This window comes from Thermogemmatispora aurantia (assembly GCF_008974285.1).
Taxonomy (GTDB): domain Bacteria; phylum Chloroflexota; class Ktedonobacteria; order Ktedonobacterales; family Ktedonobacteraceae; genus Thermogemmatispora; species Thermogemmatispora aurantia.
The window spans coordinates 502167-523792 of sequence record NZ_BKZV01000004.1; the positions used below are offsets into that span (position 1 = coordinate 502167).

Here is a 21626-nt window from a genome sequence, read left to right on the forward strand (position 1 = left end):
TCGGTAGGACTCGCTGATTGCTGGTGCTATGGCTGGTTGCGGTTGTGGGAAAGCCTGCCAGCCATAGTGTGCTTGTGCAGCGAGGCTCGTGGGTAATTATGCCATTTGGGCCTGGGGCTGTCAAGCGCAGCGATCAGCGAGCTGTGAGTGATGTTTGCTGGTTGTTGGTTGGCAGCCCTGGGCCTTGTTGTCTTTTGGTGGCCTGGGCTGCTCCCGAGTCGGTTTTTCAGGAGGTTGCTTGCTATGTTGTCTTGTCAGGAGTGTATGGAGCAGGTCCAGCGTTTTCGCGAGCGCTTTTCTCTGGAGGGGTTTGAGCAGTGGCTGCGGCAGTGGCCTGAAGGGCGCCCTGTCGGGTGGCCGTGTCCGTGTTGCTCTCCTGTGGCCCGGTACTTGTTTTCGTTGGAGATTGCTTTTCCGCATGTGACGTGGGGTACAGTCTTCTTCGAGGCGGAGAGAGGGGAAGAGTTTGAGGTCGAGCTGCCGGCCTGGGCTGCGGAGTTGGAGCAGATGTTTGATCGGGAGGTGGGTGCAGGGAAGTGGCCTAGTCGTGCGTTGGTGTTGGAGCTGTTGGAGCAGGTCAGGGGATCGGTTGGGGGTGCAGGGAGCTGAGCGTTTCGCGTGGCCAGGGGCGGCCCCAGCGCCTTTTTTCCGCGCCCGCTCCATCTCCACAAAGGAGAGCCGGCCAGGCGCCGGGGTCAAGGCTGCCCGAAGGGCACTCGTCTTGGCCTTGACGCCGGCGGGGGAAGGGAAGGGGAGTGGTGGGGCTTGGCCGGCGGACGCTGGAGCGTTGAGCGGGCGCGGAACAGGGGCGGTCTGGGAGGTGTGGCATCTTACAAGAGGGGCTGCTGCGCGCGTGTGGCTGCATGGGAGACAGCGGGCCGACCCGTCGGGCGCAGACGACCCGGGGGCCTGCGCGTGCGCGGTTTGGCGTGCGCAGCAGCCCTGCCGCTTCGAGTTGGTGGGGGGAGGGCCGGCGGCGAGCAGCCGCGCGTTAGCGCGGCGTGCGCGCGCGCAGCGCGCGACTCGCCGCCCTTCACTTGATCTCTATAGGCATAAGTCACACAGGGAGAGAGGAGGGGTATGGGAGAGGCCAGTGTGGAGGTGGAGAGGCTGTCCGTAGAGGAGAGTGTGGAAGAGCGGGTGAGGGATCGGACGGCGGAATGGTTGGTGTGTCCGTCGCGCTGGGCGCTGCGGCACCAGTGGATCGATCGGGAGTCAGGGGAGGTCAGGCCGGTGCGCTGCGGGCGCTGGGATTGTCGGCATTGTGGGCCGCGCAAGGTGGTGACTTGGGGACGCTTGATCGAGGCAGTGCGGCCTGAGCTGTTTGTGACCCTGACGAAAGCGGGCCGAACGCTGGTGGAGGCATCGAGGGCGTTGACGACGTTCTTGCAGGCGTTGCGTCGGGGATCGAAGCGGGCAGGGAGACCAGCGTATGCGGTGGAGTACCTGGCGGTGCCGGAGTGGCACAAGAATGGGTGGCTGCACTGGCATGTGTTGGTGAAGGGGGTAGACTTTCTGCCGCATGAGGTGCTCTCGGAGTTGTGGCGCTCGGCGACACGGGGGAAGCGGCAGGGAGCAGAAGCAGAGGAGCGAGAGGCGTATGTGGTCTATGTGGAGCGGGTGCGGTCGAGGCGGGTGGTCTCGTATGTGACCAAGTACCTGCTGAAGGTGGCAGGCTGCTGGCAGCGGCGGGTGAGGCGGGTGCGCTACTCGCGGCGGTTCTTTGGGGAAGCAGGTCGGCGGGCGTTGTTGCGCTGTCTGCTGGGGCAGGAAGCAGAGCAGGAGCGGGAAGGTGGGCAGGAGGTGGTGAAGGAACGAGAGGAGGAAGGTGGGCAGGAGGGTCAGCGGTCTGGGGGGAGTCGATGGCTGTTGTGGGAGCAGGTACCTGGGAAGGCGTTGGTGAGGCCGGTGAGCTATGGGCTGTTGCTGCGGGAGCGGTTGCGCAGGCAGGTAGAGCGGTTTCGTCGAGGGGAGTTGCGGCTATCCAGGTGGGTGCTGTCGATCTGGGAGCGCTGGCGTTTTGAGGAAGAGGAAGTGTTGTAAGTTAAGGGAGGGTGGTGTACTTGTGTGGCCTGGTTGGTGTAGTAGTGATGCTGGGAGTGCTAGGAGTTGTGATGATTATTGTGTGGGGGAGAAAGGTAGTGTGTTGAGTTGGTGGGGAAGAGTAGGCGTGCTGAGCTGGCTTTTTTGGCTGGATGGTTTTGGCTTTTCTGGTGAGCTGGGCTGGATTGGCTCTATTATATAGTATAGTGTACAGAAGAGGTCATTATCAATGCAAACTTTGCAAAAGAGATCGCCAAGTTCTTCTTGTCATCCAGGTGGAAGCAAGAAGACTCGGCGACATAGATATGCTCCCAAAGAGTCGGTGGGTAGCTTTCGGGAAGCGGGATAAGTCGATCAGATCTAATATCTGATCAGACGGACAGGCAAGTACGGGCAAAGAGCCGCAGCCCTTCGAGATTGGTGGCGGCATCAACAAAATGAATAATCAACTCCTGGATACCCAAAGCTTCGTATTCAGCGATACGGGAGCGGATGGTCTCCGGAGTACCGATCAGTTGGGTACGGCGCAGGTGCTCCAAATTAGCGCGCTGCTCGGGGCGCAACTTGGCCACCGCCTCCGCCTCACTCTCAGCGATGGCGCACTCATCGATAATCACCGTGCGCCAGATACTCTCATAATCGCGGCCCACGGCCTCGCAGTGTTGACGCAGCACCGCCAGCTTATGGCGAACTGTTTCGACGTCGCCGCCCAAATTGCAGGCATCGCCATAGAGGGCCACCAGGCGCAGCGTCACCTTCTCGCCGCTGCCGCCGATCAAGATCGGGATATGCGGACGCTGCACGCCCTTGGGCTGATTGATGGCCCCGCGCACCTGATAATAGCGGCCCTCGAAATAGGCCTCCTCCTGGGTCCACATAGCCAGCAACACCTGGAGCGCCTCGCCCAGGCGTGCCAGGCGCTCGGCAGTGGAAGGGAACTCGTAACCGTAAGCGCGATACTCCTGCTCATACCAACCGGCGCCGATCCCCAGGATCAAGCGACCGTGGCTCAGCACATCGACCGTACTGGCCATCTTGGCCAGTAAGGCTGGATGGCGATAGCTATTGCACGTCACGATCTGCCCGATACGCACGCGCTGTGTATCGCGCGCCAGGGCGGCGGTAGACATCCACGCTTCGAAGGTCACCTCTTGTGTGGGAACAGGTACCGTATGAAAGTGGTCGTAGAGCCAGATCGAGCGGAAACCGAGGGTTTCCGCCTCACGGGCGACGCGCGTCATTGCCTCATAGGCGTCCACGGGGTCAGGAAAATCCACCAGATCCAGGCGCCAACCTTGCGGGACAATCACCCCGAACTGCATAGTTTGCTTGTCTCTCCTTTCTTCCTTTCATGGGGCACTCACGATGACCGCACGCTCGACAGGTTTGTTCAGCCTTCGTGTGCGCAGCGGACCTGTCGAGCGGTCCGGTCCGCTCAGCTCTGGCCAGGGCCAGGCCCAGGCGCTGGCTCAGAGCCTTGTTCGCTTTCGGGCTCAGAGGGCGTCTGACCTGCAGCCGGAGCCTCGCCCGGGCCTGGCGCCTCCGCTGTAGTTGTGCGGGCAGGAGGAGGCTCCTCGCTGATGGTCACTCCCTGCAGCAGCAAGGCATTGGGCAAAGCAAGCAGGCGACGGCTGCCATCCTCGGCCTGGATCTCTAGCGTCGTATAGGCCCCGCTCGTCGTCTGCAGCGTACCGCTATAATCGCCCAGCGTCAGCCGCTGACCGCGTCGGAACTGCTGGCGCACATAGTAGCCGGCGATCACATGGCGAGCTACCTCGCGCGTTCCAAAGGCGAAGGTAAGTGCAATGGCCAGGCCCGCCGCGGCCACAATGATGGTCAGGCTGGTAGTCAGCAGCGTTGTCTCAACACCGAGCGTAGCCAGAGCCAGCACACAGAGGAAGGCCACCACCGTATACTCGATCAACCTGCCCAGCGCGCCAGCGTAAGCGATATTCACATTGCGGGCCACCGCGGTTACTGTATTCCCCAGCAAGCGAGCCAGGAGCGAGCCGAGCAAGAGCAAGAGGGCGGCGCTGATAGCCCGGGGCAAGAAGAGCAGAACGGCCTGGAGGAGGGCCGCCACCGGGGTCAGCCCCATCAGCTCCACGGCCTGGATCGAGAAGCTCAGCAACAAAAAGAAAAAGACCAGCTGGGCCAGCAGCTCGCTCAGAGGAATGCGGATGCCAAGTGCTGCCAGCGAGCGCCTCAGCCCGATACGTTCAAAGAGCAATTCCAGGCGCATCTGGCGGAACAGGAAGCGCAGGAGCCAGCGCACCAGCCAGCTCAGCAGGTAGCCGACCAACAAAACAATGAGACCGTTCACCAGGCGAGGAACGAAGGCCAGCAGGCTGGTGCCCACGCTCAGTAGTGACTGCAGTAACGGTTGCAAGCTCATAGAAGACCACCACCTCTACTGTGCACCATCAGACGGGTTGAGTCTGCAGGCGCAGGGCGCCCGTGGTTGGATCGAGCAAGGCCCCAATCAAGTTGAGTAAATCGATCAGCCACTGCAGCAGCGTCTGAGAAGAGAGATCGAGCAACTCCAGGCTGCTCTGCTCGGTGTGGATGCGAGCCAGCAGGCGCCGCTCGAAGTCTGGAGGAAGGCGCAGGCCAGCGTATTGTGCCTGCAACTCGTTCAGCAAGGTTCGCACCTGACGCGCCAGCTCTAGCTCTCGCTGGCATTCTGGGCAGTCAGGCAGAGCAGCCTCGGCCTCAGCTTGCAGCGCTGGCGGCAGCGTCCCCTCCACGAGGTCCGGCAGTAGCCGCGATAGCTCTTCACAGTTCATAACAGGTGTTACTCCTCTCGCTTTTGGTGACGATTCTTCTGCTTCTGGCTAGAAGATAGAACCTGATAGATCTTGCCGCAAAATTCGCCGAAGAGTTCTTTGAAAGCCAGACGCGCGCGGTGAACGCGCATTTTTACCGCACTCAACCTGGCCTGCAGGACCTGAGCTAGCTCCTCATAGCTCATATCCTCCAGATCGCGCAGCAGCAGGACCCGCACCTGTTCGCGATCCAGGCGGCGCAGCACACGGTTAATACAGTCGCGCAACTCGTGCCGCAGCACCAGCTCCTCGGGCGCTGGCCCTGGCGCTGGCAGCTCGCTAAGATTGATCTCGCCAGCCTCTCCTGGCGCCTGGGAGCGGGAGCGAACACGACTGATCTGGATCGTCTGTTGGCGCTGCCGCTGTGTGCGTTCTAGGGCATCCAGGGCGGTATTCGTGGCAATGCGATAGAGCCAGGTCGTAAAGGCGCATTGCATGTCGAAGCGTGGCAGCGCGCGGTAGACCTTGAGAAAGACCTCCTGGGTCAGGTCCTCGGCTTCCTCATTGTTGTTGACGATCTTATAGACGAGCGTATAGACGCGCTGCATGTGGCGAGCTACCAGCAGTTCAAAGCTGCTGGTGATCTGGGGAAGCTCCTCCTTGCAGCGCCGCACCAGCGCCTCATCCGAGAGCGTTGTCTCTCGTTCCAAAACATCGATTGGCATTGTCCGGCACTCAAGCAAAGGTGGACTAACAAAGGCGTACCTTATCAGGCGAGATCGAGCGAATTGGCTGAGCAGCTTCTTCCACTTCTGGCGTGCAATAGGGCCGCTGTCAGTTTCATCTCCCGTCCCGCTCCCTCATTCTCACAGAGCAGCTGAGGCCAGTCGGTCACTCTTCCCTGGCGTATCGCCTTCCCCAGCTCAGGTCGTTTACTCTGCAGCCAGGCGTGCTTCATTATAGAGAGCTGCCGCACTCCTGTCCAGTAATGGCGGTTGGGCGCGGCAGGTCAGGTCAGCTCAGCCTGGCCCGGTTTGATCCGGCTCTGCTATCACGCTCCGTTAGCTGGCGAGTCGGGATCTAAGGCCTGAAACGAAGGCCGAAGATCACCCCTTCTCTACCCTCATCGTTATCTCATCATCACTCCAGACTGCTATACCTTAAGATAGCCGCGTGTAGAGAGCGTCGCTCGCGTGGTCAGAGTGTGCCTGAAGAGAGGCGTTGAAAGGTGTTTGGGTATGCAGCGCTTGCGCCGTGTGGTCTATAATACCCTGATCTCCCTGGGGGGCCAGGTCATTACCTGGACCTCAACCTTGCTGCTGACGATCGCTTACGGACGCTTCCTGGGCGATGTCAAGTTTGGAGAGCTGTATTTCGCGACGACGCTTGCTCTCCTGGTCGGCTTCCCGATGGAACAGGGCTTTAACCAGCAACTGACGCGCGATGTCGCCCAGGAGCCAGGTCGGGCTGTGCGCTATCTGGCGAATACTCTGCTCATCAAGGCCGTTGCCTGGGGCTTGCTCTATGCCTTGCTCCTGCTCATCCCCTGGTTGCTGCACTACGATCGCGAGGTGCGCCTGCTGGTGATGATCAGTGGGCTGACGTTGCTCTGGACCGGTATGGGGACGGCCTTTGCTGCCGCGCACTATGCCTTTGAGCGTAATGTAGCTCCGGTGGTGGGCACGATCCTGGAGAAAGCTTCTTCGGCCTTCCTTGGCTACCTTCTTCTCAAGAACGGGGCCGGGGTGATGGCGATGGCCTGGGTCCTCTGTGGTGGCTCGCTGTTAAATATGCTCTGGCAGGCCCTCTGCTTCTTTCGCTGGATCGGCTTCCGTCCGCTCTGGGATGGGGCAACGATCCGCCTGCTACTGCGTTCCAGCCTGCCATTCCTGATCTACGGCGTCCTGGGGGTCCTCTACTATCGCCTCGACGTGGTCCTGCTCTCCTTCTTGGGGAACGACGCTATGGTCGGCTGGTACGGAGCTGGCTATCGCCTCTTTGATACCCTGAATTTCCTGCCCAGTCTGGTGATCGCCGCCATTATGTACCCCGTTTTTTCTAAGTTGGCTCTGCAATCGCAGGGTTCTCTGCGTCTGGCGATCGAAAAATCCCTCAATTTCTTGCTCTTCTGCAGCATTCCGACTGCAACGCTGATGGTGGTGGCCGCCTCTAACATTATCGGCTTCCTCTACCATCGCCCTGAGTTTGTGCATACCTTCACGGTCCTTGAGTTGCTAGCCCCTGGCCTGGTCTTTCTCTATGTGAATATGGTTCTCAGCACCGTCCTGGTAAGCATTCATCAGGAGCGCAAGATGACGCTGATGGCTGGGGTGGCCCTGGTCTTTAATCTCTCCCTCAATCTGGTGCTGATCCCGCTCTACCAGCAGAATGGGGCGGCCCTGGTGACCTCGCTGACGGAACTCCTCTTTATCGGGCCGTTCCTGGCCTTTATCCCCCGCGCCTTGTGGCCACGTGCAAGCCTGAAGGTGGCTCTGAAAGCCCTGGGGGCCAGCCTGGTCATGGCTCTGGTGGTCTGGCTCTTGCGCTCGTCGTCGATTCTGGTGCTTGTGCCCGTGGCGATCGTTGTCTATCTGGCGGCGGCAACCGTGCTGCGAACGATCCCACGCTCCGATTTAGGGGCACTCGTTGAAGCGGTGCTCCGTCGTCGCGGCAGGGGTGGGGAAGAGCCGGTAGCCGAGGTGCTGCTGGCCCCAGAGGCTCTGGCAGAAGCAGAGAGTGAACGGAGGAATGAGGCAGTGGCCGGTGAGACTGTTGTTCCGGCTCAGGATGACGAAGAGACGGATCGGCTGCCCGTGGTCCGGCGCCTGGCGGCAAAGGGAGCGGAGACCAGCCAGGCGCCGCTGAAGCTGCTGGGCGAGCGAGGTGGCTGGCCTGGCTGATCATGAGCGAGGAGAACCCGCGCTAAGAAAAGAGGCAGGCGGAACAAGATGCGGCGCGCTAGTAGGGGGTGGGTGAGGGTGGTCTTGTCCTGTGCCCCTGCCTTTCCTCCTGCCTGGTTGGCTCGACTGGTTCCGACCTGCTCTCTCTGTTCTTTCTTTACCAAAGGACGGCCTGACGCCTGGAAGGCCATCATGGAGAAAAAGAGCCGGACGCTCGCCAGTGAAGTGAAGCCAGGGGCGAGCGCGCCAAAGCTGTGGCTACTGCCAGAGGCCGTAGAGGCGCAGGGCGTCGAACCAGGCGCGGTTAATAGCAATGATGCCGGCGGAGTCGGGATGAATGCCATCCTCGCTCAGGTAGGCTGGATGCGTGCGGAAAAGGGTATAGAGGTCAGGCCCTTTCATCAATCCAGCGCTCTGGGTAACTTCCAGAACAACGCTGTTGAGTCGCTCCAGCTCCGCGTTCAGGGCGTCGCCATCGCCCGGCCTGTTGCTCGCCGGAGCCAGGGCCAGGATCGGTACATGGCCGGCCTGCTTAATGCGAGTCACCAGGCGCTGCAATGTCAAGCGATAGGTTGCTGGATCGACCTGGCCGAAAGCATCGTTAGTGCCGACTTCGATCAGCCAATAGTGCATGTCGGGGTTGAGCGCCAGGAACGTATCGAGCTGCTGGAGCATCCCCTCGCTCGTTTGGCCGCCGATGCCACCGTTGACCAGGGCGGGGAAGTCGTCGGGGTAGGCTGCCTGGACCAGATCGGGCAAGGCAGGCCGATTCTCGTCGAAGCGATTGAAGGCCAGAGCTGTAATCGAGGTTCCCATACAGAAGAAGGTATCATTGAGGGCGACCTGGCTGGAGACATCGAAGAGATCGATCTCATCGATCAGAAACTCATGCTCGCTATTGCCTGGCTGAACGCCAGTTACCGTCATCTTGACCCAGGACATCCCCGTGAAAGGGAGCAGATGCTCGCGGTTGCGCGCCCGATTAGCGCTGACGGTCACCAGGGTCTTCCAGGAGCCATCGGTGCCATTGGTGCTATTGGCGGAGACGGCGAGGGTATAGGAGCGGGGAGTGGGGCCATTATCACTGAGATAATCGAAGACGTAGTCGCTGGCCCAGACGAGCAGCAGGCGTGAGGGACCGCTGCCCACATGGATCGCGCACCACGTGGGGAGGGAGCGCTGAGTTCCGTGCCAGAAAGCCCAGTTTCCGTAGTGGCCATCGACAAGCGCTGCTGGCCCGCCAGGGCCATCGTCATTAGCCGAGCAAAAGACAGGTTTGCCGCGCGAGATCAGCGGACTGGCGCGCGCTTGAGCAGGCGTCGGTTGTGACCCTGTCGTGCTAGGATAATACTGGGCGATGACATTCTTCATCGCGTAGTATTGTGGTCGCGGGGTATTGGTATCCACGTCGAACAGATCCAGATGGCCGTAGCCCGCGTAGCTCGCCGCATCGAACTGGCAGGCGAAGGTCAGGCCTGCGCGAATCATCGCCTGCAGGGCGCGGGTTGTAAAGGCTGAGATAAAGTCGCTCTTCTCCCCGTAAGCTGGGGGAGGATTGCCAGGATCGAAATTCCACTCCGTAATCCCGATAGGGAGATCACGCCCCAAAATCTGGCGTGTCAGAGAGCGCACGCTCTGAACTGCCTCGGCGGCGCTGTCGGCCAGCTTGAGACAGTTGCTCTCGCTATCCTGCCAGCACGGATACCAGTGGAAGCTGATGGCATCGGGCAGCACTCCAGAGGAGTGCACGCCCTGCAGAAAGGCGCGCAGAAACTCGGTGGCGCTGGGCTGGCTGACCACCGGCCCGATGAAGCGGGCCCGTGGATTCAACTGACGCAGCTGGGGGATCACACTGTTCCACTGTTTCAGATAGCTGGCACTGGAGATCCCATTATCATCCGGCTCATTGCCGAACTCATAGAGCAGGCAGCGTGAGCCGGCGTAGCTCACCACATGTTTCAGAAACGCCACGTCAAAAATGTTGAATAGCACCCCCAGGCAAGTCATCCCGCTCTGTTCGACCGTGCGCAGGCGCTGCTCAAGCTCTGCGTCACTGGTCGGATGATTATCGGCCAGGCTGTGGTCAAAGAAAAAAGTGCGCATGAGCGTAAAGTGAGCTGCCTTCAGATCTGTCTGAAAAGCAGGATTCGTCTCAATATTGTTCTCGCTCCACTCTTGCGTATCGTTCGTACCGAAGAGCAGCGAGGAGACCCCATTTTTCCAGCGCTGCTGGCCCGGCAATTGTGTTGGCGAAGGGGAAGTTGTTGCCTGGACAGCGGCATTAGACGGCGTGGCCGTACTCCAGGGAGGAGTGCAGGCTGCGAGCGCAGTCAGCAGCAAGAAAAACAAGAGAGTGAGGCCTGTGGCCGGTTGAATTTGAGAAGTGGTGTTCCTGTGACCTGGGACAGCGTGCCTTGTCATGCACTTGCCTCTCTGCGGTGTTCTCCTAATTAGGATCAGTCTCTGTTTCTCTCTCAGTGAAATCAATGCAACTATATCATTGCTTCGTGGTAGCAGCGTGTAGCCGGTGGTTGTGACCTGGTTGCCATCGTGGAGGTGGTCGGGAGAGCCAGGCCAGGTGAAAGCTGAGGGAGTGCGCGGGTGAGGGAGGAGCTGGCGGAGAGAGTGAGCGTTTGAACCGAAACGTTGCTATGGCTCTGGCCAGCGGACCCGCTGGCCAGGAGGGGTAGGGCAGCAATCTTCCCTCTCCTACCAGGTCAGCGGACCCGCTGGGCACAATCCAGAGCTACATCAGGACTGCAGGCAAGGCGGCGCTACCTGCTGGCTTCAGGGCGTGGCTGAGTGGCAGGAGCAGCCGGCTGCGTCGGCTGAGTGGTCCGACTGCTCTCGCCGGCAGGGAGCGGCTGACCGCTCTCGCTTGCCGGGACTGCCAGCATGCTGCTGCGATTAAGCAGGCGACGGGCTGCATCCTGGCCACCGAGGCCAAAGGCCAGACCGAAGGCCAGGGCGGTGCCACCGACCACTGCCGTAAAGAGGATATTGAGCAGCGAAGGGGCGATCTGCAGCTGTTCTAGAGCGATCAGCCCGGCGAAGCCGATGAGTGCATAGCGTGCTATCGAGGCAAAGAGGGCTGGATTGCCCACACGTGTCGTAGCCATCAGACCGCGCACAATATCACCGACTACGCTCGCGGCCAACAGGCCCAGGAAGAGCACCAGCACCGCCACGAAGACATTCGGAATATAGGCGATCAGCTCATTGAGGATATTGCTGACGGTGCTCAGTCCCAGGGCGTCGACGGCGGGCACCAGGAAAATCAAGAAGATGAACCAGTAGACGATCGTGCCCAGGATAGCCACCACATCGAAGCGCATCCCCGTATTCTGCTCCAGGCGTGCCAGGCCGATGCGGGCTCCCAGACGTTCGAAGCCGATCCGCCGCAAGACGAAGACCACGGTGCGCCTCAGTACGCTGGCAATAAGCCAGCCAATGAGCAGGATGACCAGAAAACCGAGGAACTTAGGAATGAAGGTCAGCACCAGATTCAGGGCATTGGCAAGTGAGGTCAGAAAAGCCTGACCAATGTTGTTGACAACCGGCATAGGTTTTACCCTCCTTCACAGACAGCGACTGACTGACAGATTGTTGTGCTTGGCTATCTAACCAGCGGGCAGCTCGCCCCTGGCTTCAGCGGGGACTAGCCGCCGGCTGGCGTTTGCTACTGCTCTACACGTCCCCTTAGACGGCAAGGGTTCAAAAAAGTCACACCCTCTTCCGCAGGCTGCTGAGCCGATCTGTGTGAGCAGCAGGCCGAACAGTAGGCCACAGGCTTCAGCACTGTTAAGGTCAGGCTGAGTGTCATCGTTCCAATGGCGCCCGCCCCCGTCCATGCGATACAATCAAAAGGCCAGTGCCACCAAGACACTCCTGGCATAGGAGACCTCATCAGGAAGGAGAGTAAGGCGAGAAAGATGGAGTATCGACCGCTGGGACGAACAGGCTGGCAGGTATCGGCTATAGGCTTTGGGGCCTGGGCCATTGGAGGAGACGCCTGGGGGCCGACTGACGATCGTGAGGCGCTGGCGGCCCTCCATCGAGCCATCGACCTGGGCGTCAACTTTATCGATACCGCCGACGTCTACGGCGACGGGCACTCCGAGCAGCTCATTGCCCGTGTGCGCAAAGAGCGACGTGAGCCACTTTACGTTGCCACCAAGGCCGGGCGGCGTCTCAGTCCACACACTGCTGATGGTTACAATCGGCAGAATCTGACGGCCTTCGTCGAGCGCAGCCTGCGCAATCTGGAGACTGAGACCATCGATTTGCTGCAGCTCCACTGTCCCCCCACTGAGGTCTATGACCGACCTGAAGTCTTTGGCATTCTGGATGATCTCGTGCAGCAGGGCAAGATCCGCTACTATGGCGTCAGCGTTGAGAAGGTTGAGGAAGCTCTCAAGGCCATTCGCTACCCCAACGTACAGAGCGTCCAGATCATCTTCAATATCTTCCGTCATAAGCCTGCGGAGCAATTCTTTGCGGTGGCCCAGGAGCGGCAGGTGGGCATCATTGTGCGCGTGCCCCTGGCCAGCGGGCTGCTGAGTGGCAAATTGCGCCGCGATAGCCAGTTTGCTTCCAATGATCATCGGCATTACAACCGTCATGGCGAGGCTTTCGATCAGGGGGAGACCTTCTCGGGGGTCGACTACGAAATTGGCCTGCAGGCGGTTGATGAACTGCGTCCTCTGGTTCCCGCAGGCATGACAATGGCCCAGTTTGCTTTGCGCTGGATACTGATGTTCTCCCAGGTATCCACAGTGATCCCCGGAGCTAAGAATCCGCAGCAGGCCGAGGAAAACAGCCGCGCCGCTGAGCTGCCGCCTCTCGGCGAGGAGACTATGCAACGTGTGCGTGAGTTGTACGAGCAGCGCATCAAGCCGCTGGTCCATGACCGCTGGTAGGAGAGGACAGTGCTGCTGCGCCGGGCAGCAGGACGACCGACCTGGATGCCGCCCTGGCGTGGTGGACAGACAAACCACGGCTTGCCACTCTGGCCTGACCCTCTGAGTCAGGTCAGAGCGGTAGGTCGTGCTTGATGCTAACAGCCAGTCTCTGGTATACTACCGAAGACCGCCTGGTAGCTTTTGGAGCGATCAATGCCTTCCACTGCCTTTGTGTCACGGAAGGCTGCAGTAGCTGCAAAGAAATCACTGGTGGGGGAGGCAATGGACGTCATCACTACGGTGCGAGAGATGCGGCGCCTGCGTAGCGGCTGGCCGGCGCTGGCGAGCGTTGGGCTTGTACCGACAATGGGTTATCTGCACGAGGGGCATCTTTCGCTGGTGCGTCGCGCGCGTGCCGATAACGATAAAGTAGTCGTCAGCATCTTTGTTAATCCAATTCAGTTCGGGGCGCACGAGGATCTTGAGCGCTATCCTCGTGATCTGTCGCGTGATCTCCATCTGCTCGAAGAGAGCGATGTTGATGCAGTCCTGGTGCCGACGGCGAGCGAGATGTATCCGCCGACCTTCATCACCTATGTCGAGCCGAGTGGTCCATTGGCCAGCGAAGCGGAGGGTGCCAGTCGTCCGGGGCACTTTCGCGGCGTGGCGACTGTTGTGCTCAAGCTCTTCAATATTGTGCAGCCGCAGCAAGCCTATTTTGGGCAGAAGGATGCCCAGCAGGTTGCTGTTATCAAGGCGCTGGTGGCCGATCTAAACCTGCCTGTCGAGCTAGTCATCATGCCGACGGTGCGTGAGCCAGACGGGCTGGCCATGAGTAGCCGCAACAGCTATCTCTCGCCAGAGGGGCGGCGGGCGGCGACCGTTCTTTACCGGGCCTTACTGGCGGGCAAGGCCGCCTACGAGCAAGGGGTAAGCGATGGCCCTGCTGGCGTGGTACGAGTCATGCGGGAGATTGTTGCCAGCGAGCCTTTAGCGCGTCTGGAGTATGCTGACGTGCGAGACCCTGAGACCTTCCAGCCGCTAGAGACGTTGCGTGCGCCTGCGCTCTTACTGATTGCGGCCTTTGTTGAGGCAGCGCGCCTCATTGACAACGTTCTTTTGCGTGCTGACGGCAGTTGGGAGACTGGTCTCATTGTTCCGCCTTTGGCCTCCTGATCCTGGCGGAGAGTTGAGTCCATCAGACACAAACGAGCAGTGAGCGAGGAAGATGGGAGACAAAATTACTGTTGCCACTGTACAGGCTCGCAAGGGTGGGCCGCCTCTGACGATGGTCACCGCTTATGATACTGTTATGGCCACCATAGCCGATCGGGCTGGGGCGGACCTGATCCTCGTTGGCGACTCGGTGGCGGACAATGTGCTTGGCTTTTCCGATACTCTCTCTGCCACGATGGAGATCATGATCCATCACACTGCTGCTGTGGCGCGGGCCCGGCCACGAGCTTTGATCGTTGGTGACATGCCCTGGTTGAGCTACCATATCTCTCTGGAGGAGAGCGTGCGTAATGCGGGCCGCCTCATCCGCGAGGGGCGGGCTGAGGCTGTCAAGTTGGAGGGAGGGCGCAAGCGCCTGCCGGTGGTTGAGGCTTTGTTGGCGGCGGAGATCCCGGTGATGGGGCATCTAGGTCTCACGCCGCAGTCGGTGCGTGTCATGGGGGGGTATCGGGTGCAGGGTCGACGTCTTGAAGCGGCGCGGGCCCTGGTTGAGGAGGCGCGGGCGCTGGCGGGGGCTGGTGTCTTTGCTCTTGTGTTAGAGGGGGTGCCAGCCATCGTGGCCCGGGCCATTACGGCGCTGGTGCCTGTGCCCACCATTGGCATTGGGGCGGGACCGCACTGCGATGGTCAGGTTCTTGTCTTTCATGATGTGTTAGGCTGGCATCTCAACAAGCGCACGCCCAGGTTTGTCCGTCAGTATGCCTGTCTGGGTGAGGAGGCCGTGACGGCGCTCCAGCGCTTCTTTACTGATGTGCGCTCTGGGGCTTTCCCGGGCGAGGGGGAAAGTTATCGGATGGAGGAAGAGGAGGAGCGCGCCTTTGAGGCTCTGCTCAACGAGCTGGAGGGCGGTTGAGGTGGAAGAGAGGGAGGGGGAAGAGAGCAATCCAGCTCTGCCTGCTGCTCACATTGAGCGTCCCCGAGGCCCGAGGCTGGCCCTGACTGGTCGTGGGGGGGTATGAGAGGGCGGAGAGGGCGTGCACTTGATCCTTGCAGGGGCAGCGAGGCCTGTCGGTAGCTCTGCTGGGCCGGCACACTCAGTGGTGGGAGAGACCGATGCCCGTCGGTTCCGCTTGAGGGCATCCAGATCCATCCGCAGGATGCCATAGAGAATGGTCATATCCCTCGCCAGGTTCCGGTAGACAAACTCCAGGTCGGCAATCCGCTGCTCGCTCCATCGGGCCCTCCTGAACGCTGCTGCCTCTGCCGTACCATCCCCCGCAGTCGCTGTCAAACGTTTCTCACGAGGCCCACTCTGCCGCTCGTGCCGTTCGCTTCGAGCATCTCGGCACCCGGCTTCCCACGCAGGGATGCTCGAAGGGCCTCGCCAGCCGCTGCAGGGCCACAGGGGCAGGCATCATGGTCGCGCAACAGCGGTCACTGCTGACCGCTGTTGTGGAATGCTCGAAACGGCTTGACGGACGCCGCTCCTGATGCTCCTCTGGAGAGGGGGCAGTCAGAACGCCGCGGAAGCCCGTTGAGGGATTGAAACGCGAATCCTTTCCCGCCGGATAAGTTCTATCCTCCCTGTCAGAACGCCGCGGAAGCCCGTTGAGGGATTGAAACGCGAATCCTTTCCCGCCGGATAAGTTCTATCCTCCCTGTCAGAACGCCGCGGAAGCCCGTTGAGGGATTGAAACATACAGCAACTTTCTCTTACAGCAACGCTCTAACTCCAGTCAGAAGCAGCGAAGAAGCCCGTCTGGGATTGAAACTCCGAACGACATCCAGTAGAACTCTCGCACACTGCTCCGTCAGAAGCAGCGGAGAAGCCCGGCTGGGGTTGAAACAGACTGGAAGCGAGGGAATGCTGCGCGACTTCCTGTGAAAGGCAACCCGTTGTCGAGCCTTGTTGGGCAGAGCCTACAGCAGGCCAGGAGCTGCTGGTCTGACCCTCTGGCTGGCAAGTTACCCAAAAAGGTGTTATCTTTACCCAGAAAGTTACCCAAAGAAGATCTCTGGCTTTCGGTGGCTAGAAGGAGGTCCCGTGGGTGCCCGTGCGCTATCCCATACTTATAGAGGCGTGGCTCCATCCCGCGGAGGGAGGAGTGCCGATCGTTGTTGAAAGTCCGGACTGGTTCACCTGGCTACAAGCGCACCCTGCGTTCACCTATCAGGAGGGAGAGCTGCATTTTGCTGTGCGCTGCGAGCAGCGGGCAGAGGGACGGTACTGGTATGCGTACAAGCGGGTGCATAGGCAATTGTTCAAGTGCTATCTGGGGCGCAGTCAAGATCTGACCCTGGGGCGTCTGCGTGAGGCGGCCAGGCGGGTCAGGCAACGGCTCGCTGACGGAGCCGCTTCTTCCCCCTCTCTATCCCCTGCGCCTGCCCAGGCTGCGCGGGCTGTCCGGCCAGTCTCTTCGACTCAGCCGGTCCTGCTGGAGACCAGGTTCCTGGTGCCGGCCCTGCCTTTGCATCACATTCCCCGTCCTCGTCTCCAAGCCTTGTTGGAGCAGCAAACGCAGGCGCGTCTGACGCTAGTCTGTGCACCGGCGGGCGCGGGCAAAACCACCTTGCTGGCCGAATGGGCCAGAGCAACGACCAGGCGTGTGCTCTGGCTCTCCCTGGAGGAGGAGGATAACGATCCCTTGCGTTTCCTGGCGTACGTCAGAGGGGCGTTTGCGCCGCTCCTGCCCGCTGCCGGGCGGCTACTGTTGGCGCCGCCTCCGCTCTCTCCTGGCTCTTCCTGGGCGGAGGTGCTGACGCCCTTCCTCAATGAACTGACACCGAGCCTGACTGACGAGACGGTCCTGGTGCTTGACGATGCTCACCTGGTGACAGCGCCTGAAATTTATGCTGCCATTGGCTTTCTGGTGGAGCATGCGCCACCCACCTTTCACCTCGTACTGGGGACCCGCACCGAGCCTCCTTTGCCCCTGACACGCCTGCGGGCGCGCGGTCAGCTAGGTGAGCTGCGCTGGCAGACCGTGCGTTTCACTTCCTGGGAGGCTGAGCGCTTCTTACAGGAAATGCAGCTTCAGCTTGCGCCGGAGGAACGTCAGAAGCTGGTGGAGCAGGCTGGCGGTTGGATTGTGAGCCTGCAGCTGCTAGCGCTGGCCCTGCGTGAGCAGGCCTCGCTGCCGGCCTGGCTCAATGAGCAGCCAGGTAGCCATCCCTTCTTTTTAGAATATGTGAGCGAAGAGCTGTTGAGAGGCCTCCCGGAGGAGGAACGGCGTTTCCTCCTCTATACTAGTGTCCTGGAGCGCCTGACAGGTCCCCTCTGTGAGGAGGTGACCCAGCTGCCCGCTGGTCAGCAGTGCCTGCTCGCCTGCTATCGTAATAATCTCCTGATCACACCCACCGATGCCACCGGAACCTGGTACCGCTATCATCCGCTTTTCGCCCAGGCCCTGCGCACCCTTCTGCAGCGGCAGGAGCCTGCGATGATCTCGACCCTCTATCAGCGGGCCAGTCGCTGGCATGAAGAGTACGGCGATAGGGGGGAAGCCTGCCATTATGCCCTTCTGGCAGGTGACTGGCGTCGTGCCGCTGTGCTCCTGGAGGAGCTGCTGCTCTCGCTCATTGCTCAGGGCCGTTTTGCCCGTCTGGCCCGCTGGCTGGAGCAGTTGCCGGCGGAGGCCTTGACAGGCTCCCCTCCGCTCATGTTCGCTGCCCTCTGGAAGCAGGCGATAGAATCGCGCTCGCCGCAAGCGGCCACTACCAGATTGCAGACACAGTTCGCCCGCATCCAGGAGCAGCCGGAATCTCTGGAGCAGGGAAGGCCCCCAAGCTGGGAGGACCTGCAGAGCCAGCTCATGCTCTGGCGAGTCGTGACCATGTTCTCTCTGGATGACCTGCAGGATAGCCAGCGACTGCCTGAAGTCATGAGGCATCTGCAGGAGGAGCTGCGCGCGCTCTCCACCTCCCAGACGCCCTTCAGCCGGTTCACGGTGTTCCTCCTGCAAATGATGCTCTACGCCGTCTATCGCTTGCATGGAGACCTAGAAGCAGCTGAGCAGGTGCTTCTGGCCGTCAGCCAGGCCCCTGCCCCCGAGGAGGTTTCTCCACTGAACCTGCTGGCATACTGGGGATTGGCCGAGTTGTATGAGGCCCACGGGCGGCTGCGCATCTGGGGGGCACGCCTCGACGAGCTATGGCTCCGGCTCGGCCCTCGTCCTGATCTGCCGCCGTTACCACTGGCTGTGCTGCTTCTGAGCCAGGCCTTACTCTTTTATGAATGGAATCGCCTGCCCGAGGCAGACGCGCTGGTCCAGGAAGCTCTTCCTCTGGCGGAGCAGATCGATTTTCTCCCAGTGGTGACCTTTTGTCGCTGGTTGCAGGCGCGCATCAGACTGGCCCAGGGCCTGCCCCAGGATCTTGCTCCTCTCCTCGACCATCCCGAGCACTTTTTTCGGCAGATACCTCATAGAGGACTTACCGCGCACTATGCGCGCCTGGCGCTGGCCTGCGGGCGGCTTGAGGTGGCCTGGCACTGGATGCGCTGGCGCGGTCTGCGCTTTGATGATGCCCTTACCCTGCGTAGCAGCTTCTTCGAGTACATGACCTTAGCGCGGATATTGATCGCGGCAGGGCGAGCGCGGCGTGATCAGGTTCTGCTCTCCCAGGCGCTGCAGTTGCTCGAAGGCTGGCGGACTTTTGTCCTGGCCAGAGGCTGGCAGGGCTACTGGCTCGAGGTCCAGTTACTGACGGCTCTGGCCCTTGCCGCCCAGGGCAGGATCGGGCGAGCGGTGAAGGTTCTGGGGATGGTGCTGGCGAGCGCCGAGTCCGAGGGCTATCTGCGGCTCTTCGCCGATGAGGGCCAGCCCTTAGCTCAGCTGCTGGCTTTGGTCCCTGCCTCTACCTCGGCCTCGCCTGGCTATCTATTGAGCATTCAGAGTGCGCTCTTGCCTGGGCCAGGGCCACAGGAGCACTCGCCTGCGGCCCTGGCCCAGGCTGGGCGCCTGGCTACTGCTTCGCATGCGCTCAGCGAGCCGTTGACGGCACGTGAGCAAGAGATTCTCCAGTTGTTAGCTGCCGGCTACTCGAATCAGCATATCGCCTGGCTCCTGGTGATCAGCCTGCACACAGTCAAGCGCCACGTCCAGCACATCATCGCTAAGCTGGGAGTCACGAATCGTGCGCAGGCGGTGGCTCGCGCCCGTGAGCGTGGGCTGCTCTAGGCAGGTCTGGTTCAGGTTCCAGGGCCAGATCGAGCAAAATAGTCCCTCTCATGCTCCTTTCTGGGGACGACTGGCCCCTTGTGCTGCGCTAGGCTCAAGGAGAGAAACACATCAGTCGCTTCTGGAAAGGAGATGGTTACTAGATGGATGCTCGAACGACTGAGGAGGCGGTGCAGCCGCTTCCCGCTCAGCCTCGTGAAGAGAGGCGGCGCCGGGGCAGAGACCTGGCGCTGGTGATAGTAGGGTTGGCCCTGGTCTACTTTCTGGCCGCACTGGATCAGACGATTGTGGCCACCGCTCTGCCGACGATTGTCAGCGAGCTGCACGGCTTTAGCAGCTATGCCTGGGTTGGCACCGCCTACTTGCTGACCATGACAACGATGATCCCGCTGGTCGGCAAGCTCTCGGATCAGTTTGGGCGCAAGTGGCTCCTGGTGGCAGGCATCGTACTCTTTCTCTCCGGTTCTATGCTGGCCGGACTGGCCCAGACGATGCTGCAGTTGATTCTGTTTCGTGGTTTTCAGGGGCTGGGAGCGGGGGCGCTGACGTCGCTGGCTTCGACGCTGCTGGGAGATCTCTTCTCCCCGGCTGAGCGGGGACGCTGGCAAGGCTTGTTCATTGCCATCGGGACGATCGCCGCGATTGTTGGGCCGCTGACTGGGGGAGCCATTACCGAACACACCTCGTGGCGCTGGATCTTTTACCTCAATCTGCCGCTGGGGCTGGTAGCGCTGGCCTGTATTGCCATCTGGCTTCCCGCCAGCATCTCGGTCCGCGCGACGCAGGTGCAGGGCAGGGCTGGCCTGCGGCGTCTCGATTTGCCAGGCTCCCTGACCGCTGCCGCGGCAACGATCTGTCTGCTGCTCGGGCTGAGCTGGGGGGGAGAGACCTACCCCTGGGCCTCTGCTCAGGTGGTAGGGCTGCTGGTGGCCGCTGCCCTGCTCTTCGCGCTCTTCTTCCTGGTAGAGCGCTGGGCAGCTGAGCCGCTCCTGCCGCTCAGCCTGCTCCGCAACAGCATCTTTACCAACGCGCTCTGTCTGGCCTTCGCCTACGGCTTCCTCTTCTTCGGTATCCTCTACTACTCGCCGCTCTTTATTCAAGCCGTCCTTGGCCAGACCTCTCTCAGCTCCAGTGCGGCCCTCACCCCGCTCTTGCTAGGGGTAACTGTTGGCTCGATCTCCGGTGGTCTGCTGGTCTCCAGACTCAGGCGCTACCGCATCGTCACGCTGGCAGGGGCACTGATTCTGCTGGCGGGAGCGGTCCTGTTGGCAACGCTGGGCATGGCGAGCGGGCTCTGGAGTGTCATCCTGACGACAGTGGTGATTGGAGTTGGAGGCGGCCTGCTCTCTAACATGTTCATGCTCGCAGCCCAGAATGTGATGCCGCTCGAGCACTTAGGCTCGGGAACGAGTGCCGTGACCTATCTGCGTTCCGTGGGACAGGTCCTGGGAGCGGCCATCCTGGGAACGGTGCTGGTTAACGTCTCAACCAGCGTGTTTCCTGGCTACCTGCCAGCGGCAGCGCAGCGCCTTCCCGCCGCACTGCTGGAGCAGGCTGCTGATCCGCAGGTCTTAACAAATGCGCAGAAGCAGCAGCAGATCGTACAAGTGGTCACGCGGGTGCTGGCGGAGCAGAACGGAGCTAGCCCTGGACAGGGGCAGGAACTGACCCGCCTGAAGGCCCAGTCGGCAGTTCTCTGCAGACAGATCTTCGAGGCTGCGCGGCATGCTCTGGCAGACGGTCTGCATCTAGGCTTTCTGGTCCTGCTGGGAATGAGCGTTGTGACCGTGCTGCTAACGCTGCTCTTGAAAGATGTGCCGCTACGCGGGCGCGTAGAGCGACCAGAAGAACAGCAAGTCAAGGGAACCTGACCCCTCTCCAGCTTGCACCTTCTGTTGAAGCTGGAGGATCCTTCCTCGAGAGCAGCCCCTTGCACGCTGGCAACCTGTGAAGGGAGAAGGGGCACGCGCAGCACACACCCAGGCGCGCAGCCCTCTTCCCCAGAAAGGAGACGGCATGGGAAAGCGGATCAGCTGCCCGAACTGCCAGGGGACCGGCTTCACCGCTGCTGTTCCCTGTGACCGGTGCCAGGGAGGGGACGGGCCAGGTCGAGCTCATCGCTGACTGGGGACAACGCCGTCCCGTCACGTGCTTCCGGTGTCTGGGCACCGGTTTGTTGAAGGAAGGCGACACCTGCAATATGTGTGGTGGCTCTGGCGAGGTGGAGAGCTGAGATGCCAGGTCCTCTCATGCTGGACTGGACCAGTGCGAGCTGGCAGCAAGCCTGTGACGCGCTCGCTCAGCTGACGGATGCCCTCGGGACGCCCATCGACCCCGGCATCGTTGAGACGGTCGTGCTGCTCATCCTCCTGGGCTTCCCAACGGTGCCATCCTGCGAAGGCCATCTGGACCACGGCACCCCCTATCCCTGGGTCACGGTGGTTGATCGAGCGCTGCAGCGACGCTTCCTGCAGCAGTGGCAGCAGGTCTGCCAGCTCCAGGAGCAGGCGCACCAGAGCGGCGACCCTGCCGCGCTCGATCGCTCCTATCGTGCGCTGGCCGAGCTCCAGCTGGCCCAGGCGCAGCAGGGACCCGCCAGCCAGGCGCGTGCATCCGATGGCAGCAGAGAAGAGCGGTGAGCATGGGACGATGGGCCTGGCCTGA

The 21626-nt window shown here is 61.1% G+C and carries 14 protein-coding genes; 8 read left to right on the plus strand and 6 right to left on the minus strand.

Going from position 1 to position 21626, the window contains the following annotated elements:
- The first annotated feature begins 1080 nt into the window (after nucleotides 1-1080).
- On the plus strand, nucleotides 1081-2043 hold the full coding sequence (locus KTAU_RS14535) for a rolling circle replication-associated protein (RefSeq protein WP_151729051.1): 963 nt from the start codon (nucleotides 1081-1083) through the stop codon (nucleotides 2041-2043).
- Between the two features lie 371 nt (nucleotides 2044-2414).
- Here the strand turns inward: KTAU_RS14535 and KTAU_RS14540 are convergent, their stop codons facing one another.
- The 4 genes from KTAU_RS14540 to KTAU_RS14555 all read right to left on the minus strand — a co-directional run bounded on the left by KTAU_RS14540 (nucleotide 2415) and on the right by KTAU_RS14555 (nucleotide 5533).
- A complete protein-coding gene (locus KTAU_RS14540; protein ID WP_151729052.1) occupies nucleotides 2415-3365 on the minus strand; it encodes an LLM class F420-dependent oxidoreductase in 951 nt (316 codons plus the stop codon).
- Nucleotides 3366-3478: 113 nt separating this feature from the next.
- Nucleotides 3479-4438: a mechanosensitive ion channel family protein gene (locus tag KTAU_RS14545; RefSeq protein ID WP_151729053.1), complete on the minus strand. Its 960-nt coding sequence runs from the start codon at nucleotides 4436-4438 to the stop codon at nucleotides 3479-3481.
- Between the two features lie 28 nt (nucleotides 4439-4466).
- A complete protein-coding gene (locus KTAU_RS14550; protein ID WP_151729054.1) occupies nucleotides 4467-4829 on the minus strand; it encodes an anti-sigma factor family protein in 363 nt (120 codons plus the stop codon).
- Nucleotides 4830-4837: 8 nt separating this feature from the next.
- Nucleotides 4838-5533 (minus strand): RNA polymerase sigma factor, encoded by a 696-nt coding sequence (locus tag KTAU_RS14555; RefSeq protein ID WP_151729055.1) that lies wholly within the window; start codon nucleotides 5531-5533, stop codon nucleotides 4838-4840.
- 513 nt (nucleotides 5534-6046) lie between these two features.
- Between KTAU_RS14555 and KTAU_RS14560 the strand changes: the two genes are divergently transcribed.
- Complete coding sequence (locus KTAU_RS14560; RefSeq protein WP_151729056.1) at nucleotides 6047-7708, plus strand: flippase; 1662 nt, start codon at nucleotides 6047-6049, stop codon at nucleotides 7706-7708.
- 258 nt (nucleotides 7709-7966) lie between these two features.
- Here the strand turns inward: KTAU_RS14560 and KTAU_RS14565 are convergent, their stop codons facing one another.
- Both KTAU_RS14565 and KTAU_RS14570 read right to left on the minus strand, forming a co-directional pair.
- Nucleotides 7967-10129, minus strand: a complete 2163-nt coding sequence (locus KTAU_RS14565) for a GDSL-type esterase/lipase family protein (RefSeq protein ID WP_151729057.1) — start codon at nucleotides 10127-10129, stop codon at nucleotides 7967-7969.
- A 353-nt stretch (nucleotides 10130-10482) separates the two neighbouring features.
- On the minus strand, nucleotides 10483-11271 hold the full coding sequence (locus KTAU_RS14570; protein WP_151729058.1) for a mechanosensitive ion channel family protein: 789 nt from the start codon (nucleotides 11269-11271) through the stop codon (nucleotides 10483-10485).
- Nucleotides 11272-11640: 369 nt separating this feature from the next.
- On the opposite strand from KTAU_RS14570, the gene KTAU_RS14575 reads away from it, so the two are divergent.
- From KTAU_RS14575 to KTAU_RS14600, 6 genes are all read left to right on the plus strand, one after another.
- A complete protein-coding gene (locus tag KTAU_RS14575) occupies nucleotides 11641-12627 on the plus strand; it encodes an aldo/keto reductase (protein ID WP_151729059.1) in 987 nt (328 codons plus the stop codon).
- Nucleotides 12628-12891: 264 nt separating this feature from the next.
- Nucleotides 12892-13785, plus strand: a complete 894-nt coding sequence (gene panC / locus KTAU_RS14580; protein WP_151729060.1) for a pantoate--beta-alanine ligase — start codon at nucleotides 12892-12894, stop codon at nucleotides 13783-13785.
- A 52-nt stretch (nucleotides 13786-13837) separates the two neighbouring features.
- Nucleotides 13838-14698, plus strand: a complete 861-nt coding sequence (gene panB / locus KTAU_RS14585) for a 3-methyl-2-oxobutanoate hydroxymethyltransferase (protein ID WP_052890143.1) — start codon at nucleotides 13838-13840, stop codon at nucleotides 14696-14698.
- A 1135-nt stretch (nucleotides 14699-15833) separates the two neighbouring features.
- Nucleotides 15834-18962: a winged helix-turn-helix domain-containing protein gene (locus KTAU_RS14590; RefSeq protein ID WP_151729061.1), complete on the plus strand. Its 3129-nt coding sequence runs from the start codon at nucleotides 15834-15836 to the stop codon at nucleotides 18960-18962.
- A gap of 143 nt (nucleotides 18963-19105) precedes the next feature.
- Nucleotides 19106-20833, plus strand: a complete 1728-nt coding sequence (locus KTAU_RS14595; RefSeq protein ID WP_151729062.1) for an MDR family MFS transporter — start codon at nucleotides 19106-19108, stop codon at nucleotides 20831-20833.
- Nucleotides 20834-21196: 363 nt separating this feature from the next.
- Nucleotides 21197-21601 carry a hypothetical protein gene (locus KTAU_RS14600; protein WP_151729063.1) on the plus strand — a complete coding sequence of 135 codons (405 nt, stop codon included), beginning with the start codon at nucleotides 21197-21199 and terminating at the stop codon, nucleotides 21599-21601.
- Nucleotides 21602-21626 lie beyond the last annotated feature (25 nt).